A 15,116-nucleotide genomic window follows, 5' to 3' on the forward strand; every position below is an offset into this window, starting at 1 on the left:
TCCGGGGGGCGAACGTTCTGCACTAAAACCCAAGGGGCCGCGGGGGGGCCCGGGGGGCTCTCTTGTTTTCCGCTGCTGGCGCGACGGTCTGGCGGTCTCGAGCGCCCGCTTGCCACCGACCATGCCCGCCAGCCGGCCCTGGATGATCTCCTCGGCCTCGCGCACGATCCGGCTGATCAGTTCCTCGCATGTCGGGATGTCGTGGATCAGCCCCTGCACCATGCCCGCCGACCAGATGCCATAGTCGGGGTCGCCGGCCTCGTAGACCACGCGGCCGCGAGCCCCGGCCACCAGCTCCTTCACGTCCTCGAACTTGGCCCCGCCGCGCCGCTCGATGGCGACGACTTCGTCGGACACGGCGTTCTTCGCCACCCGGGCGGTGTTGTGCATGGTGCGGAAGATCAGGTTGGTCTGCCGCTCGTCGTTGGCGACGATCTGCTCCTTCACCTTCTGGTGGATCGGGCTCTCCGCCGTGCACATGAAGCGGGTGCCCATGTTCACGCCGTCGGCGCCGAGCGCCAGCGCCGCCACCAGGCCGCGGGCGTCGCCGAAGCCGCCCGAGGCGATCATCGGGATCTTCACCTTGTCGGCGGCGGCCGGGATCAGGATCAGCCCCGGGATGTCGTCCTCACCCGGGTGACCCGCGCACTCGAAGCCGTCGATGGAGATGGCGTCGACGCCCATTCGCTCGGCCGACAGCGCGTGGCGGACCGCGGTGCACTTGTGGATCACCTTAATCCCGTGCTCCTTGAAATGGTCCACGTGCTCCTGCGGCTTGTAGCCGGCCGTCTCCACGATCTTCACGCCGCTGTCGATGATCGCCTGCCGGTACTCGGCGTAGGGCGGCGGGTTGATCGCCGGCAGGATCGTCAGGTTCACACCGAACGGCTTGTCGGTGAGCTTGCGGCAGCGGTCGATCTCGCGCCGCAGGTCGTCGGGGGTCGGCTGGGTCAGCGCCGTGATGAAGCCCAGGCCGCCGGCGTTGGCGACTCCGGCCACCAGCTCGGCGCGCCCGACCCACTGCATGCCGCCCTGGACGATGGGGTGCTCGACCCCAAAAGCCTCCGTGAACCGCGTCTTCAGCGCCATGCGACGTTCCTCCAAACGATCGTTTGGACGAACTCAACAGCGCGACGCCGCGTCAGGCAAGCGCGGGTTTACTGCAGGCCCGAGCGCCCGATGGCATAGAACCGCTCGGCGCGCCGCTTGCGCAGCTCGTCGGCCGAGAGGCCGTCCATGCCGCGCAGCTCCTCCTCAAGCACGTCGCCGACGGTGGCCATGGCCGCCGCCGGGTCCGAGTGCGCCCCGCCCGTGGGCTCGGGAATGATCCGGTCGACGATCTTCATGCCGAGCAGGTCCTGCGCGGTGATCTTCATGGCCTTGGCCGCGTCGGCGGCCGTGCGGCCGCCGCGCCACAGGATCGAGTTCGCGCCCTCCGGCGAGATTACGGAATAGATGGCGTGCTCGAGGATCAGCACCCGGCTGGTGGCGGCGATCGCGATGGCGCCGCCGGACATCCCCTCGCCGGTGATCACCGTGACGTTGGGCGTGCCGAGTTGCAGGCACTTCTCGGTGGAGCGCGCGATGGCCTCGGCGACCCCGCGCTCCTCGCTGGAGATCCCCGGATAGGCGCCGGCGGAGTCGACCAGGGTGACCACCGGCAGGCCGAAGCGCTCGGCCAGCTCCATCAGGCGGATCGCCTTGCGGTAGCCGTCCGGCCGGCCCATGCCGAAGTTGTGCTTCACCCGGGTGACGGTGTCGCGGCCCTTCTCGTGGCCCATGATCACGACCGGCCGGCCGCGGAAACGGCCGAGCCCGCCGAGGATCGCCTGGTCGTCGGCGTAGCCGCGATCCCCGCGCAGTTCCTGGAAGTCCTCGATCAGGGCGGCCACGTAGTCGACGAAGTGCGGCCGGTCCGGGTGGCGCGCCACCTGGGTCTTCTGCCAGGCGTCGAGGTTGGCGTAGGCGTCGCGCCGCAGGTCCTGGGCGCGGGCGCGCAGGGCCTCGATCTCGGCGTCGAAGGCTCCGGGCCCCGCCGTCTCGGACAGCTTCGACAGTTCCTCGATCTTGGCTTCGAGCTCGGCGATGGGGCGCTCGAACTCGAGGTAATGGGCGGCCATTCTGGGGTGCGGCTCCTGCCGTGTCGGGAAGCGGCGGAAATTAGGCGGGTTCCCCCGCCCTCACAAGTACGGCTTGCCGGCCGCCACGCCGCCCGCTCCTGCCGGGAACCTCTACCGTTGTCGCGGTTTCCACCGCGCATGAAGAAGATGCTCCGCGACAATGGTCTGACGATTGCGCTTGGCCTGCTGTTCCTGGCCAGCCTGGTCGGCCAGATGATCTCCGGCTACGCGCAGGAGAACGAGGACAGGCTCCAGCACGGCCTCGTCATGGTCTCCTTCGGCCAGTTCCTGGTCGGCGGCGAGTTCCTCTCGGCCCTCTTCGAGAACTGGGAGAGCGAGTTCCTGCAGATGTCGGCCTACGTCACCCTGACCGCCTATCTGTTCCAGCGCGGCTCGCCCGAGTCCAAGGACCCGGACTCGCCCGCCCCGCAGGACCGCGACCCGGCGCTGGACGAGAAGGATCCGAAGGCGCCCTGGCCGGTCCGGGCCGGCGGCGTCGCCCGCGCGCTCTACGCCCATTCCCTCGGCGCCACGCTCTTCCTGCTCTTCCTCGCCTCGTTCGTGCTGCACTGGCTGAACAGTTTCCGCCAGTCGGTCGAGGAGGCCATGGAGCACCACCAGCCTCCGCCCGAGTTGCTGGCCTACGCCGTCGATCCGCGCTTCTGGTTCGAATCCTTCCAGAACTGGCAGAGCGAGTTCCTCTCCACCGCCGTGCTGGTGGTCCTGGCCATCTTCCTGCGCGAGCGCGGCTCTCCGGAGAGCAAGCCGGTGAGCGCCCCGCACTCCCAGACCGGCGCCGGCTAGCTCACGCAACCGTCACCGGCGCGCGGATCGTCCGTGCAACCTCCTCCGGCGGCTTATCGTTTGTGAGGCCGAGGTCGAGCCGGGCCCGCATCCACCGGGGGGCTGGAGGCAGGACCGGCGCGCGCCTTTGAACCCGCGCGGATCAACGCCCTGACACAGCGCCGCGCTCGAGGAGAAATGGAGAGACACCGATGAACGCCGCCATGAAGATCGGGACGGCCTCGGTGCTGGCGCTGGCGATCGCCGCCCCGGCCAGCGCCCAGTACTACCGCCCGACCCCGGAATACCAGCGCGCCCAGCAGCAGTACGACGCTCAGCGCGACCAATATGAAGCGAGCCGCGAGAACTACCGCGAGGCCCGCCAGGACTATCGTGAGGCGCGCCGCGACTACGAGCGCCGCCTGGCCGACTGGGAGCGCGAGCGCGCCCGCTACGACGCCCGCTACGGCTACGGCTCCTACGCCCGCCGCTACGCTCGCCCGGCCTGGGACGAGGCCTACTGGTCCAACAACCGCTACGGCTATGCGCCCTCGGCCGGCTACTACGGCTCGAACGCCAGCACGACCGGCGTCCAGTGCAACAACAACAACTCGACCGTCACGGCCGGCGTGATCGGCGCCCTGGCGGGCGCCGTGCTGGGCTCAAACGTCGCGGCGCGCAACGCCCGCACCGAAGGTGCGGTGCTGGGCGCTGTCGTCGGCGGCGGCCTCGGCGCGGCCGTGGGCCGTGCGAACGACAAGTACAAGTGCGACAGCCGCGGCCCGTACTTCGCCTACAACGAGACCATCCCGTACCGCGAAGCCGCTGGGTACCGCTCGGACCGCTACAGCTACTACACCGCCCAGCGCTGCCGCCTGGCGCCCGCGCCGGTGGACAGCTACGGCAACGACTACCGCTACGTCCGGGTCTGCCCGGACAGCCAGGGCCGCTACCGGATCACCGGCTAAGCCGCCCGCCAGACTTCAGGAGGCCGCCCTTCGGGGCGGCCTTTTTCTGTCAGCCCTTCTTCGCCAGCGGGTGCTTGGTCGCGACCACCTGCGCCAACCGGTCGCCCGCGACATGGGTGTAGATCTGGGTGGTGGCGATGTCGGCGTGTCCGAGCAGCTTCTGCACCACCCGCAGATCGGCCCCGCCCTCCAGCAGGTGGGTGGCGAAGGCGTGGCGCAGCACGTGCGGGCTCACCCGGGCCGGATCGATCCCCGCGTCGGCGGCCGCCTCGTCAAGTAGTTGGGCGAAGCGACGGGGGGTCAGCCGCCCGCCCTTGCCGCGAGAGGGGAAGAGCCACGGATTCGCCTTGTCACCCTTGGGCAGGAACTGCGGCCTGACGTCCAGATACGCCTTCACCGCCGCGCGCGCTGTCTCGTTCAGCGGCGCCAGCCGCTCCTTGCCGCCCTTCCCCCGGACGATCAGACAAGCCGGGTCGCGGGCCAGCGCGGCCAGCGTCAGTCCGGTGAGTTCCGAAATCCGCAGCCCGGAGGCGTAGGCGAGCTCGACCATGCAGCCCAGCCGCAGTCCCTGCCGCCCGTCGCGGGCCGCCGCCGCCGCGATCAGCCGGTCCATCTCCTCGCGAGACAGCACCTTGGGCAGGCTGCGGCCCTTCTTCGGCGCCTCCACCCGCCGGGACGGGTCGTCCGTGCGCCAGCCCTCGCCCAGCACGAACCGATAGAACTGCCGCACGGCGGCGCGCCGCCGCGCGGCGGTGGCGGGCGAGAGGCCGCGGACGCCCAGATCGGCGAAATAGGCCTCCACGTCCTCCGCCGAGGCCGCGGCCAGATCGCGCCCGCGTCGGGTCAGGAAGCCCGACGCGTCGGCGAGGTCGCGGGCGTAGGCCGCCAGGGTGTTCTTCGCCGCGGCCCGCTCCACGGCCATCATCTCGAGGAAGGCCTCGGCCCAGCCCTGGCCCTGGCCGCTCATTTCAGCGCCACGAGCCCTTCCAGGGCGAAGGCCCGGGCGTCGGTCTCCAGGCCCGCGAGCGCCAGCGCGTGCACGATGCGCGCCCGGTCGGCCAGCCCGGGCCCGGCGGCGCCGGCGTCGGCTGCGGTCCACAGGGCGAGCAGCGCCGTCTCGCCGAGCAGCTTGCGCCCCGCCGCGTCGGCCAGCGCCAGGCTGCGGGCGGCCGGAGCCTTGCCTTCGGGCGCGGCGAACGCCGCCAGCCGCCGGCGATCGGCGGGCGTGAGCTCAGGCTTCAGCGCCGCCACCAGCAGAGCCTGCCCCTGCAGGCGTGCGCGGCTCTTAGCGTCGGCCTCGGCGGCCGCGGCGATCAGCGCCGACGCGCCCTCCCCCGACACGGCCTGGCCGGCTGCTATCGCATGGGCGAGCTCGGCCACACCGCCCGTCAGGCTGGAGAGGTCGAACACCGGGTCACGCGACCCCGCCACGGCCGCCGACGGCGTGGCCGCCGACAGATCGAGGCCGAGGCTGCGGGACAGCGCGTGGTCGAGTCCATTGCGCAGGGAGGCCGCCCCGGGCTGACCGAGCCCGAGCTTGGCCGCCATCAGCCGTCCGAACACCGCGTCGCGCGCCTGACCCTGGGCGAGGTCGAAGGTGAGCTGGGCCTGGGCGGTGTCGCCGGCCACGGCCTGGCAGAAGGCCCGCAGGCGCAGCCAGTAGGTCTCCTCGCGCCCGGTCCCTAGGGCCCGCTCGATGGCGCAGGCCCGCGCGTCGTCGCCGGCCAGCAGCGCGCTCTCGGCGGCCGCCCGCGACAGGCCGGCGTTGCGCTCCAGGCCGGGCGCGCGCTGCAGAATCTCGGCGGCGGCCACGGTGTCGCCCAGCGCCAGCAGGGCGTCGGCGCGAAGGGCCAGCAGGGCCGCGTCGTCGGCCCCGTCTGGCCCGCGGGCGCCGGTGGCCAGCACCCGTCGGGCAAGCGCCGCAGCGGCCGGCGAGAGCGGCTTGGTCGCCAGCATCGGCAGGACGGTGCGCTGCAGCTCCACCGAGCTGCCCCGCCACAGCGTCTCCGGCAGGCCCGTCGGTCGGCCCGGGACGGAGAAGGAGTCCGGCGCGGCGAGCGGCGCCACCTCCACCGGCTGGGCGGCCACATTCTGGGCGGTGAAACACGCGGCGGCGGCGGCGAGCGCCAGGGCGATCCGGACCATAAGGTGAGCATACCGAAGCGCCGGAGTTGGCGCGAGGCCACGCGGTCGTGTAAGCCTGCGCGCGTCCATGGACCGTTTCGACCCGTTGCGCCGCCGCACCATCGCCCTCGTCGGCCTGATGGGCGTGGGGAAATCGAGCGCCGGGCGCAGGCTCGCCAACGCCCTGGACCTGCCGTTCCGCGACGCCGATTCTGAGGTGGAGGCCGCCGCCGGCCGGTCCATCTCCGACATCTTTTCAGACCTGGGGGAAGCCGCCTTCCGCGAGGGCGAGCGCCGGGTGATCGCGCGCCTGCTGGACCAGCCGCCGCACGTCCTGGCCACCGGCGGCGGCGCCTTCATCAACCCGGAGACACGGGCCCTTATCAAGTCGAAGGCCGTGTCGGTGTGGCTTAAGGCGGACCTGGACGTCCTGGCCCGGCGCGTCTCGCGCAAGGACACCCGGCCGCTGCTGGCCGGGAAGGACCCGCTCCAGGTGCTCAAGGCCCAGGCCGAGGTCCGCTATCCCGCCTACGCGGAGGCCGACATCACGGTGGAGACCGGCGACACCGCCCACCATGTGACCGTCGACCAGGTGATCCGCGCCCTCACCCAGCATCTCGAGGCGAAGCCGCAATGACCCGCACCGTTCCCGTCGGCCTTGGCGCGCGCGCCTACGACGTGGTCATCGGCCAGGGCGTCCTGGACGAGGCCGGTCAGCGGCTGCTGCCGTTCCTGAAGAACCGCCGGGTCGCGGTGGTCAGCGACGAGACGGTCTGGGGCCTCCACGGGGAGCGGCTGTCCGCCGTGCTCGACCGGTCCGGGATCGACGTCTCGCCGGTGATCGTGCCGCCCGGCGAGCACACCAAGAGCTTCGAGGGCCTGGCCGACGTCATCGACCGGCTGCTCGGCCTGGAGCTCGACCGCGGCGATCTGGTCGTGGCGTTCGGCGGCGGCGTGGTGGGCGACCTCGCCGGCTTCGCCGCGGCCGTCTACAAGCGCGGTATCGAGTTCGTGCAGATCCCGACCACCCTGCTGGCCCAGGTGGATTCCTCGGTGGGTGGCAAGACCGCCATCGACACCCCGCGGGGCAAGAACCTGGTGGGCGCTTTCCACCAGCCGCGCCTGGTGCTGGCCGACCTCGACGTGCTGGCGACCTTGCCCGACCGCGAGGTGCGCGCCGGCTACGCCGAGATCATCAAGTACGGCCTGCTGGGCGACTTCGCCTTCTTCGAGTGGCTGGAGGCGCACGGTCGCGAGGTGCTGGCCAAGGCGCCCGAGGCGCTCACGCACGCGGTCGCCCGCTCGGTGGAGATGAAGGCTGAGATCGTCGCCGAAGACGAAAAGGAACAGGGCCGCCGCGCCCTGCTGAACCTCGGCCACACCTTCGGCCATGCGCTGGAGGCCGAGACCGGCTACGGCGAGGCCCTGCTGCACGGCGAGGCGGTGGCGGCGGGCATGTCGCTGGCCTTCCGGTTCTCCGTCGCCCAGGGCGCGTGCGCCGCCCAGGACGCCTCGCGGGCCCGCGCAGCCATCGCCTCGGCCGGCCTGCCCACAAGGCTGGCCGACATCCCCGGCTCCCCCTTCGCCGCCGAGCGGCTGGTCCGCCACATGGCGCAGGATAAGAAGGCGGAGGCCGGCAAGCTGACCTTCATCCTGGCCCGCGCCATCGGCGACGCCTATGTGGCCCGGGACGTGCCGGCCTACGCGGTGCGCGACTTCCTGCTCGCGGAGGGCGCCGGCCAATGACCGGGAGTGTCGTGGCCAAGCTGCTGGCGCTCGCGCCGACGCTGGTCTTCCTGCTGTCGCTGTCGGGCCTGATCTCGGCCGCCGAGACCGCCATGACCGCCGCCTCGCGTGGGCGGATGCACCAGCTCGAGCGGGACGGGGACCGCGCCGCTCGGCGGGTGAACCGGCTGATCGCCGACCAGGAGAACATGATCGGCGCGATCCTGCTCTCCAACAACGTCATCAACATCTTCGCCTCGGCGCTGACCACCTCGGTGCTGACCTCGATCTTCCCGCAGGGCTCGGTCATGGGCCCGCTGATCGCCACCGGCGTGATGACCGTGCTGGTGGTCGTGTTCTCCGAGATCCTGCCCAAGACCCTGGCCATCGCCCGCGCCGACGACGTCGCCCGGGCCCTCTCGATTCCCACGTACTGGGTGGTGAAGATCTTCGGCCCGCTGGCGCGCGGCGCGCAGTGGATCGTGCGCCTGACCCTGCGCCCGTTCGGCATCAAGCTCGACATGGCCACCGACGTCCTGGCCGCCCACGAGGAGATCCGCGGCGCGGTGGAGTACCACCACTCGGAAGGCCTGGTGGAGACCCGTGACCGCTACATGCTGGGTGGGGTGCTCGACCTCGCCGAGATGGATGTCAGCGAGGTGATGGTCCATCGCAAGGCCATCTCGATGATCGACGCCGACCTGCCGCCGCGCGAGATCCTGTCCGCGGCGCTGGAGAGCGCCCACACGCGCCTGCCGCTCTACCGCGACGAGCCGGAGAACATCGTCGGTGTGCTGCACGCCAAGGACCTGCTGCGGGCGCTCGCCGACGCCGATGGCCGGATCGACGCCCTGGACGTGCGCGCGATCATGCGCACGCCCTGGTTCATCCCAGAGACCACGAGCCTGAAGGACCAGCTCGCCGCCTTCCTGAAGCGCCAGAGCCACTTCGCCCTGGTGGTGGACGAGTACGGCGCGCTGGAGGGCCTGATCACCCTGGAGGACATCCTCGAGGAGATCGTCGGCGAGATCGAGGACGAGCACGACGTGGTGGTGCCGGGCGTGCGGCCTGGCCCGGACGGCTCCGTGATCGTCGACGGCTCGGTGACCATCCGCGACCTCAATCGAGCGATGAACTGGGAGCTGCCCGACGAGGAGGCGGTGACCGTCGCCGGCCTGCTCATTCACGAGGCGAGACGTATCCCGGATGTGGGCCAGGTCTTCGCCTTTCACGGACATGAGTTCCGCGTGGTCGAGCGCAAGGGGAACCAGCTCACCGTCCTGCAGGTGTCGGCGCCCGAACCCGTCGCGGAATAGTCGCCAAGGGATCACGATCCCGGCACAACGGCTTGACGGACAACGCTGAAAGGCGGTTCGGTGCGGGAACCTCGAGGGACATGAGGTGTTCTAGTCAAGCTCGATCGGGGGATCGTCCCGCTCATGTCCATCGCCGACGCCGTCGACCGGAACACCGGCACGGCTCCAGACCTGCAGCTTCGGCTGGCGGCCGCCGAGGCCGCGTTGGCCGAGGAGACGCGCCGCGCTGACGCGCTCAACCGGATCGCCGCGGCCATCGGCTCGGGCGGCGACCTGGAAGGCGTGGTGCAGGCGGTGGTCGACGGCGGCGTCGAGCTGACGGGCGCCCAGTTCGGGGCCTTCTTCTACAATCTCACGGACGAGCGCGGGGAGAGCTACACCCTTTATGCTCTTTCAGGCGCGCCGCGAGAGGCGTTCGCCGGCTTCCCCATGCCTCGCAACACCGACGTCTTCCACCCCACCTTTACGGGTCAGGGCGTGGTCCGGTCGGACGATATCACCAGGGATCCCCGCTACGGCCGCAACGCCCCCCACTTCGGCATGCCCGCGGGCCACCTGCCCGTGCGCAGCTACCTCGCCGCGCCGGTCGTCGGCCGCCAGTCCGACGAGGTGCTGGGCGGGCTGTTCTTCGGCCACGGCGCCACGGGTCGGTTCGGCGAGCGCCTGGAGATGCTGGTGGCCGGGCTGGCGGCTCAGGCGGCCGTCGCCATCGAGAACGTTCGTCTGGCCGGAGCGGTGCGGCGGGACGCAGGCGCCGAGGCCCGCACGCGGGAGCGGCTGCAGTTCGCCCTGCAGGCCGGCCGCCTCGGCTCCTGGGAGCTGGACGTGGAGACGCGCGCCTATGAGGCTTCCGACCTCTGCAAGGCCAACTACGGCCGCCGTCCGGACGAGGCGTTCGGCTTCGAGGACCTCGTCGCCTCGGTCCATCCTGAGGACCGGGCGCGCATGGTGGCGGCCATGGAGTCGGCGATCGACACCGGAGCCGAGTATGACATCGAGTACCGGGTCATCCACCCGTCCGGCGCGATCCGCTGGGTGCACGCGCGCGGCCGCGCCGCCCGGATCGCCGACGAGGACGGTGTGCGCCGCATGGCCGGCGTCTCGCTCGACATCACCGAGCGCAAGCGGGCCGAGGAGCGCCAGCGGCTGCTGCTCAACGAGTTGAACCACCGGGTGAAGAACACGCTGGCCACCGTCCAGTCGATCGCCAGCCAGACACTGCGCTCGGCGGCGGACGCGCGCAGCTTCCGGCAGGCTTTCGAAGCCCGGCTGCTGGCCCTGTCGCAGACCCACAACCTGCTCACGGACCAGAGCTGGGAGGCGGCCAGCCTGCACGACATCCTGCGGCTAGAGCTGCGGCCGCATGCCGGGGCGGGCCGGTTCCTGCTGGATTCGGACGGTGACGTCCGCCTGACACCGAAGGCCGCCGTGGCGCTCGGCATGGCGATCCACGAGCTGGCCACCAACGCCGTGAAGTACGGCGCGCTTTCCACTCCCTCCGGACAGGTCACCGTGCGATCGCGCGTGACAACGAGCGCGGTTGGACGAACACTTGTCCTGGAGTGGGCCGAAGCGGGCGGCCCGCCGGTCCAGAAGCCCAAGCGGCGCGGTTTTGGGGGCCGGCTGCTGCAGCAGGGCCTCGCCGGCGAGCTGGAAGCCCAGGTGTCGCTTGACTATCGGCCGGAAGGCCTGCTTTGCCGCATCGAGTTGCCGATGCACGCGTTGGAGCCCACGGAATGACGGATACTGCGAAGCTGGACGGCCTGCGCGTCTTGGTTGTCGAGGACGAGATGATGGTCTCGATGCTCATCGAGGACATGCTCGGCGACCTCGGATGCACGGTGGTGGGCCCCGCCTCCCGCCTGGACGAAGCGATCCAGCTCGCCAAGGAAGCCGAGCTCGACTGCGCGGTGCTGGACGTGAACCTCGGCGGGCAGCCGATCTTCCCGCTGGCCGACCTGCTGCGCGAGAAGGGCGCGCCCTTCGCCTTCGCCACCGGCTACGGCGACGCGGGTCTGCGCGATGTCGACAAGGGCTCGCCGGTGCTCCAGAAGCCGTTCCGCGAGGGCGACCTCGCCCGCGTGCTGGGCGAGCTGCGCGAGCGCGTCGGCTAGAGATAGCCGAAGGCGCGGGCCGCGCCGTCCACGACGGCGATGCCCAGGGCGCCGGCCAGGAAGGTCAGCGACAGCAAGATCTTCATGTTCCCGTCTCCTCGATCTCTGCCTTTCAGCAGAGACGCGGGAGATGGGGCGTGACGCCTGTCACGGTAGAGGTCGTTTCCGCATAGCTGTTGTGCGGAAATGGAAACGATCGCTCAGCGGCCCTGCGCGACGAGGGCCGCCAGCAGCTTGTCCGGCGTGATCGGATAGTCCCGCACGCGCACGCCGCAGGCGTTGTAGATGGCGTTGGCCACGGCCGCGCCGGCTCCGGCGATCCCCAGCTCGCCCACGCCCTTGATGCCCAGCGGATTGGCCTTGTCGTCCACCTCGTCGAGCATGATGGCGTCCAGCTCGCCGATGTCGGCCTGCACCGGCACCAGGTATTGGGCCAGATCCTGGTTGATGAAGCTGCCGTAGCGCGGATCCACGGCGTTGCCCTCGTGCAGGGCCGAGGCCACGCCCCAGATCATGCCGCCGGTGAGCTGGCTGCGCGCCGTTTTCCAGTTGAGGATCCGCCCCGCGGCGAACACGCCCAGCATCCGCCGTACGCGCGTCTCGCCGGTGATCGTGTCCACCGCCACTTCGCAGAAGTGCGCGCCGTAGGTGTGCTGGCTCCAGTTGCGCGCGTCGGCGGCCGGCCGGATCTCGCCCTCGGCCATCAACCCGTCGGGCGCCGCCCGTCGGATCAGAGTGGCGATCCGCTCGGACCGGTTGCCGAGCGCGATCACCCCATCCTCGAAGAGGACCTCCTCCGCCGGGCCGCCCTGCAGCGGCGAACCGGGGTCGTTCGCGGCCAGCTCGGCGATGGCCCGGCGCAGGTTCATCCCCGCCGCCAGCGCCGCCGAGCCCGCCGTGGCCGCGCCGAACTGGCCGCCGGAGCCGGGCGCCGGCGGCAGCTCGCTGTCGCCGATCTCGACCCGCACGTCCTTCAGCGGCACGCCCAGCGTCTCGGCCGCGATCTGGGCCAGCACCGTGTAGGTGCCGGTGCCGATATCGGTCATCCCTTGCTTCACCGTGATCACGCCGTCGCCGTCCACCGAGAAGCTGCACTTGGCCGGCAGCAGGAAGTTGCCGCGGATGGCCGCGGCCATGCCCATGCCCACCAGCCAGCGGCCGTCGCGCACCCGCCCGGGCTGCGGCATGCGCCGGTCCCAGCCGAACATCTGGGCGCCTTCCCTCAGGCAGCGGACGAGCTGGCGGACAGAGAACGGCTTGCCCGTCTCGGGGTCGACCTCCGGCTCGTTGCGGATGCGCAGCTCCACGGGATCGAGCCCCACCGCCTCGGCGAGCTCGTCCATGGCCACTTCCAGGCTGAGCATGCCAGGCGCCTCGCCGGGCGCCCGCATCGGCCCCGCGCCCGGCAGGTCCAGCTTCACCAGGCGGTGGCCGGTCAGCCGGTTCGGCGCCGCGTAGAGGCTGCGGGCGAAGTTCGAGGCATGCTCCACGAACTGGCCGTCGCGGTGACAGTGGGTGGTGGTGATCAGCGACATGGCCGTGAGCCGCCCGTCCGGGGTCGCGCCCAGCCGTACGCGCTGCACGGTCGCGGGACGGTGCACGGTCCCCTGCATCATCTGCTGGCGGGTGAAGGCGACCTTCACCGGCCGGCCGAGCGCGCGGGCGCCGAGCGCGGCGAGAGTGAGTTCGTCGTAGGTCTGACCCTTCCCGCCGAAGCCGCCGCCGATGTAGCGGGTCAGCAGGCGCACGTCGTCGCGGCCGATCTTCAGCGTCTCAGCGAGGCCGTGCTGCGCCGGCTTCACCATCTGTACCGAGGTGTGCACCACGCAGATCGGCCCCTCCCACCACGCTGTGGTGGCGCAGGGCTCCATCTGGCAGTGGTTCTGCACCGGGGTGGACCAGGTCTGGTCGAGCTTCACCGGGGCGGCGGCGAACGCCGCCTCGAAGTCGCCAACGCGGACGTCCTCCTCACCGTGCGGGTCGCGGGCGTCTCCGAGCCTGGCCTGGAAGTCGACCTCCGGCGGCTCTTCGGCGTAGGCGATCCGGACGAGATGCGCCGCGGCCGTGGCGTTTTCGAGGGTGTCGGCCAGCACGAAGCCCACCGGCTGGCCGAAATAGGTCACGCGGTCGTTCTCAAGCGCCGGCCGAGCGGGCGCGGTGGAGCGCGGATGGACACGGGCGCCGCGGGCGCCCTGCTCCGGCGCATTGCGGTGCGTCCAAACGTGGAAGACTCCCGGCGCGCGCTCCGCCTCGGCCGTGTCGATGTCGGTGATCCGGCCCCGCGCGATCGCGGCCGGCACCATGACGCCGTAGGCCGGCGGCGACGGCGGCTCCACCTCGTAGGCGTAGGGCGCGGTCCCGGTGACTTTCAGCGGCCCCTCGTACCGGTCCACCGCCTTGCCGATCAGGCCCGAGCGATTCTCGGAGACGGGGTTCGGCGCCTTCCAGTCGGCGACAGAGCTCATGCGCCCCTCCCCCTCGCCTCGTCGATCGCCGCCGCGGCCAGCCGGGCGGTGAGCGTGATTTTGAAGCCGTTGCGGCCGTTGTCCGTGGCGGCGGCGAGCTCTGTGGAGATGGCCTCTTCGGCTGTGGCTCCGCCGGCCAGGGCGGCCTCCGCATCCGCCGCGCGCCAGGGCTTGTGCGCCACCATGCCGAGCGCCACCCGTCCGCCAGCCACCGCCACGCTGGCCAGGCCCGCGGCAAAGGAGGCCCGGTCCCGCGCCTTGCGGTAGACCTGTCCGCCCTCCGGCGGCGGCGGCAGGACGACCGCCGTGATCAGCTCGCCGGGCACGAGGTGGGTGTCGATGTGCGGTGTCTCGCCGGGCAGCCGGTGCAGCTCCATCAGTGGGAAGCGCCGTTCGCCGCCCGCCGGGCTCAGCACCTCCACCTCGGCGGCCAGCGCCACCAGCGCCACCGCCATGTCCGACGGGTGGGTGGCGATACAGGCGTGGCTCGCTCCCAGGATCGCCGAGCCGCGGTTCAACCCCTCCAGCGCGCCGCAGCCGGAGCCCGGCCGGCGCTTGTTGCAGGGCTTCGTGGTGTCATAGAAGTAGTTGCAGCGGGTCCGCTGCAGCAGGTTGCCGCCGACGCTCGCCTTGTTGCGCAGTTGCGGGGAGCCGCCGGCGACGATGGCTTCCGCCAGCACCGGCCAGCGCGTCCTGATCCGCGCGTCCGCCGCCACCTGGCTGTTGGTGGCCATGGCGCCGATCCTTAAGCCCCCCTCCGCCGTGTCCTCGATACCGGCCAGCGGCAGGCGGCCCACGTCGATCAGGTGCGCCGGCTGCTCGATGTCGAGCTTCATCAGGTCGAGCAGGTTGGTGCCGCCGGCGATGAAGCGGGCGTTCGGCGTCTGGGCGGCCGCCTTCACCGCCTGAGCCGCGTCGGCGGCGCGCTCGTAGGTGAAGGGCCTCACGGGAGTTGGTCCGCGGCGGCGCGGATCGCGTCGACGATCTGGGGATAGGCCGAGCAGCGGCAGATGTTGCCGCTCATCCGCTCGCGGATCTCCTCGCCGCTCAGCTCGGCCTTGCCGGAGATGTCGGGCGTCGCCTGGCTCGGCCAGCCGGCCTCGACCTCGGCCAGCATCCCCAGAGCTGAGCAGATCTGGCCTGGCGTGCAGTAGCCGCACTGCAGGGCGTCGGCTTCGAGGAAGGCTTGCTGCAGCGGGTGCAGCCGCTCGGGCGTCCCCAGCCCCTCGATGGTGGTCACCTCGTCCCCGTCGTGCATCACCGCCAGCGAGAGGCAGGCGTTGATCCGCAGACCGTTCACCAGGACCGTGCAGGCCCCGCACTGGCCGTGATCGCAGCCCTTCTTCGAGCCGGTGAGCCGCAGGTGCTCGCGCAGCGCGTCGAGAAGCGTGGTGCGAGGATCGAGGTCGAGCGACCGCGCCTCCCCGTTGACGGTGATCGTGGTCCGCATCGCGCGCCTCCCCTGGTCCGGCGGCCGCACGCGGGCGGCTCTTGCGCGCAG

Annotated in this window: 13 protein-coding genes and 1 pseudogene; 7 read left to right on the forward strand and 7 right to left on the reverse strand. The window is 71.4% G+C overall.

Features of this window, described 5'->3' with window-relative positions:
- Window positions 1-114: 114 nt before the first annotated feature.
- Window positions 115-1,089: pseudogene (locus ACE3Q8_RS20375) on the reverse strand (NAD(P)H-dependent flavin oxidoreductase); the annotation flags it as partial.
- Window positions 1,090-1,157: 68 nt separating this feature from the next.
- Window positions 1,158-2,120 carry an acetyl-CoA carboxylase carboxyltransferase subunit alpha gene (locus tag ACE3Q8_RS20380; RefSeq protein ID WP_374472357.1) on the reverse strand — a complete coding sequence of 321 codons (963 nt, stop codon included), beginning with the start codon at window positions 2,118-2,120 and terminating at the stop codon, window positions 1,158-1,160.
- A 138-nt stretch (window positions 2,121-2,258) separates the two neighbouring features.
- On the opposite strand from ACE3Q8_RS20380, the gene ACE3Q8_RS20385 reads away from it, so the two are divergent.
- On the forward strand, window positions 2,259-2,924 hold the full coding sequence (locus ACE3Q8_RS20385; RefSeq protein WP_374472359.1) for a DUF6766 family protein: 666 nt from the start codon (window positions 2,259-2,261) through the stop codon (window positions 2,922-2,924).
- Between the two features lie 191 nt (window positions 2,925-3,115).
- Entirely contained in the window at window positions 3,116-3,871 is a 756-nt protein-coding gene (locus ACE3Q8_RS20390; protein ID WP_374472361.1) for a glycine zipper domain-containing protein, read from the forward strand.
- A 49-nt stretch (window positions 3,872-3,920) separates the two neighbouring features.
- Here the strand turns inward: ACE3Q8_RS20390 and ACE3Q8_RS20395 are convergent, their stop codons facing one another.
- Window positions 3,921-4,838 carry a site-specific tyrosine recombinase XerD gene (locus ACE3Q8_RS20395; protein ID WP_374472363.1) on the reverse strand — a complete coding sequence of 306 codons (918 nt, stop codon included), beginning with the start codon at window positions 4,836-4,838 and terminating at the stop codon, window positions 3,921-3,923.
- Window positions 4,835-6,016 carry a hypothetical protein gene (locus ACE3Q8_RS20400; protein WP_374472365.1) on the reverse strand — a complete coding sequence of 394 codons (1,182 nt, stop codon included), beginning with the start codon at window positions 6,014-6,016 and terminating at the stop codon, window positions 4,835-4,837. Before ACE3Q8_RS20400 ends, ACE3Q8_RS20395 begins: the two co-directional genes overlap by 4 nt.
- A 67-nt stretch (window positions 6,017-6,083) precedes the next feature.
- Here ACE3Q8_RS20400 and ACE3Q8_RS20405 point away from each other — a divergent pair, with 67 nt between their 5' ends.
- The 5 genes from ACE3Q8_RS20405 (at window position 6,084) to ACE3Q8_RS20425 (ending at window position 11,150) form a co-directional block, all read left to right on the forward strand.
- Window positions 6,084-6,632 carry a shikimate kinase gene (locus tag ACE3Q8_RS20405; RefSeq protein WP_374472367.1) on the forward strand — a complete coding sequence of 183 codons (549 nt, stop codon included), beginning with the start codon at window positions 6,084-6,086 and terminating at the stop codon, window positions 6,630-6,632.
- A complete protein-coding gene (aroB, locus tag ACE3Q8_RS20410) occupies window positions 6,629-7,741 on the forward strand; it encodes a 3-dehydroquinate synthase (protein WP_374472369.1) in 1,113 nt (370 codons plus the stop codon). Before ACE3Q8_RS20405 ends, aroB begins: the two co-directional genes overlap by 4 nt.
- The gene (locus tag ACE3Q8_RS20415) at window positions 7,738-9,036 is read left to right on the forward strand and encodes an HlyC/CorC family transporter (protein WP_374472371.1); all 1,299 of its coding nucleotides are present in this window, start codon (window positions 7,738-7,740) and stop codon (window positions 9,034-9,036) included. Before aroB ends, ACE3Q8_RS20415 begins: the two co-directional genes overlap by 4 nt.
- 123 nt (window positions 9,037-9,159) lie before the next feature.
- The gene (locus ACE3Q8_RS20420; protein ID WP_374472373.1) at window positions 9,160-10,776 is read left to right on the forward strand and encodes a sensor histidine kinase; all 1,617 of its coding nucleotides are present in this window, start codon (window positions 9,160-9,162) and stop codon (window positions 10,774-10,776) included.
- Window positions 10,773-11,150: a response regulator gene (locus ACE3Q8_RS20425; protein ID WP_374472374.1), complete on the forward strand. Its 378-nt coding sequence runs from the start codon at window positions 10,773-10,775 to the stop codon at window positions 11,148-11,150. Before ACE3Q8_RS20420 ends, ACE3Q8_RS20425 begins: the two co-directional genes overlap by 4 nt.
- 200 nt (window positions 11,151-11,350) lie before the next feature.
- Here the strand turns inward: ACE3Q8_RS20425 and ACE3Q8_RS20430 are convergent, their stop codons facing one another.
- The 3 genes from ACE3Q8_RS20430 to ACE3Q8_RS20440 are packed head-to-tail and all read right to left on the reverse strand — an operon-like array spanning window position 11,351 to window position 15,065.
- On the reverse strand, window positions 11,351-13,615 hold the full coding sequence (locus ACE3Q8_RS20430) for a molybdopterin cofactor-binding domain-containing protein (RefSeq protein ID WP_374472376.1): 2,265 nt from the start codon (window positions 13,613-13,615) through the stop codon (window positions 11,351-11,353).
- A complete protein-coding gene (locus ACE3Q8_RS20435) occupies window positions 13,612-14,562 on the reverse strand; it encodes a xanthine dehydrogenase family protein subunit M (protein WP_374472378.1) in 951 nt (316 codons plus the stop codon). The genes ACE3Q8_RS20430 and ACE3Q8_RS20435 overlap by 4 nt, the downstream gene beginning before the upstream one ends.
- The gene (locus ACE3Q8_RS20440; RefSeq protein ID WP_374472380.1) at window positions 14,559-15,065 is read right to left on the reverse strand and encodes a 2Fe-2S iron-sulfur cluster-binding protein; all 507 of its coding nucleotides are present in this window, start codon (window positions 15,063-15,065) and stop codon (window positions 14,559-14,561) included. Before ACE3Q8_RS20440 ends, ACE3Q8_RS20435 begins: the two co-directional genes overlap by 4 nt.
- Between the last annotated feature and the right edge of the window lie 51 nt (window positions 15,066-15,116).

Origin of the sequence: Phenylobacterium sp. (genome assembly GCF_041913825.1) — a bacterium.
Lineage (GTDB): Bacteria > Pseudomonadota > Alphaproteobacteria > Caulobacterales > Caulobacteraceae > Phenylobacterium.

Coding starts and splice junctions, on each gene's coding strand:
- aroB (WP_374472369.1), top strand. CDS start 6,629: ATGACCCGCACCGTTCCCGTCGGCCTTGGCGCGCGCGCCTACGACGTG.
- ACE3Q8_RS20425 (WP_374472374.1), top strand. CDS start 10,773: ATGACGGATACTGCGAAGCTGGACGGCCTGCGCGTCTTGGTTGTCGAG.
- ACE3Q8_RS20385 (WP_374472359.1), top strand. CDS start 2,259: ATGAAGAAGATGCTCCGCGACAATGGTCTGACGATTGCGCTTGGCCTG.
- ACE3Q8_RS20440 (WP_374472380.1), bottom strand. CDS start 15,065: ATGCGGACCACGATCACCGTCAACGGGGAGGCGCGGTCGCTCGACCTC.
- ACE3Q8_RS20430 (WP_374472376.1), bottom strand. CDS start 13,615: ATGAGCTCTGTCGCCGACTGGAAGGCGCCGAACCCCGTCTCCGAGAAT.
- ACE3Q8_RS20390 (WP_374472361.1), top strand. CDS start 3,116: ATGAACGCCGCCATGAAGATCGGGACGGCCTCGGTGCTGGCGCTGGCG.
- ACE3Q8_RS20400 (WP_374472365.1), bottom strand. CDS start 6,016: ATGGTCCGGATCGCCCTGGCGCTCGCCGCCGCCGCCGCGTGTTTCACC.
- ACE3Q8_RS20395 (WP_374472363.1), bottom strand. CDS start 4,838: ATGAGCGGCCAGGGCCAGGGCTGGGCCGAGGCCTTCCTCGAGATGATG.
- ACE3Q8_RS20420 (WP_374472373.1), top strand. CDS start 9,160: ATGTCCATCGCCGACGCCGTCGACCGGAACACCGGCACGGCTCCAGAC.
- ACE3Q8_RS20405 (WP_374472367.1), top strand. CDS start 6,084: ATGGACCGTTTCGACCCGTTGCGCCGCCGCACCATCGCCCTCGTCGGC.
- ACE3Q8_RS20415 (WP_374472371.1), top strand. CDS start 7,738: ATGACCGGGAGTGTCGTGGCCAAGCTGCTGGCGCTCGCGCCGACGCTG.
- ACE3Q8_RS20380 (WP_374472357.1), bottom strand. CDS start 2,120: ATGGCCGCCCATTACCTCGAGTTCGAGCGCCCCATCGCCGAGCTCGAA.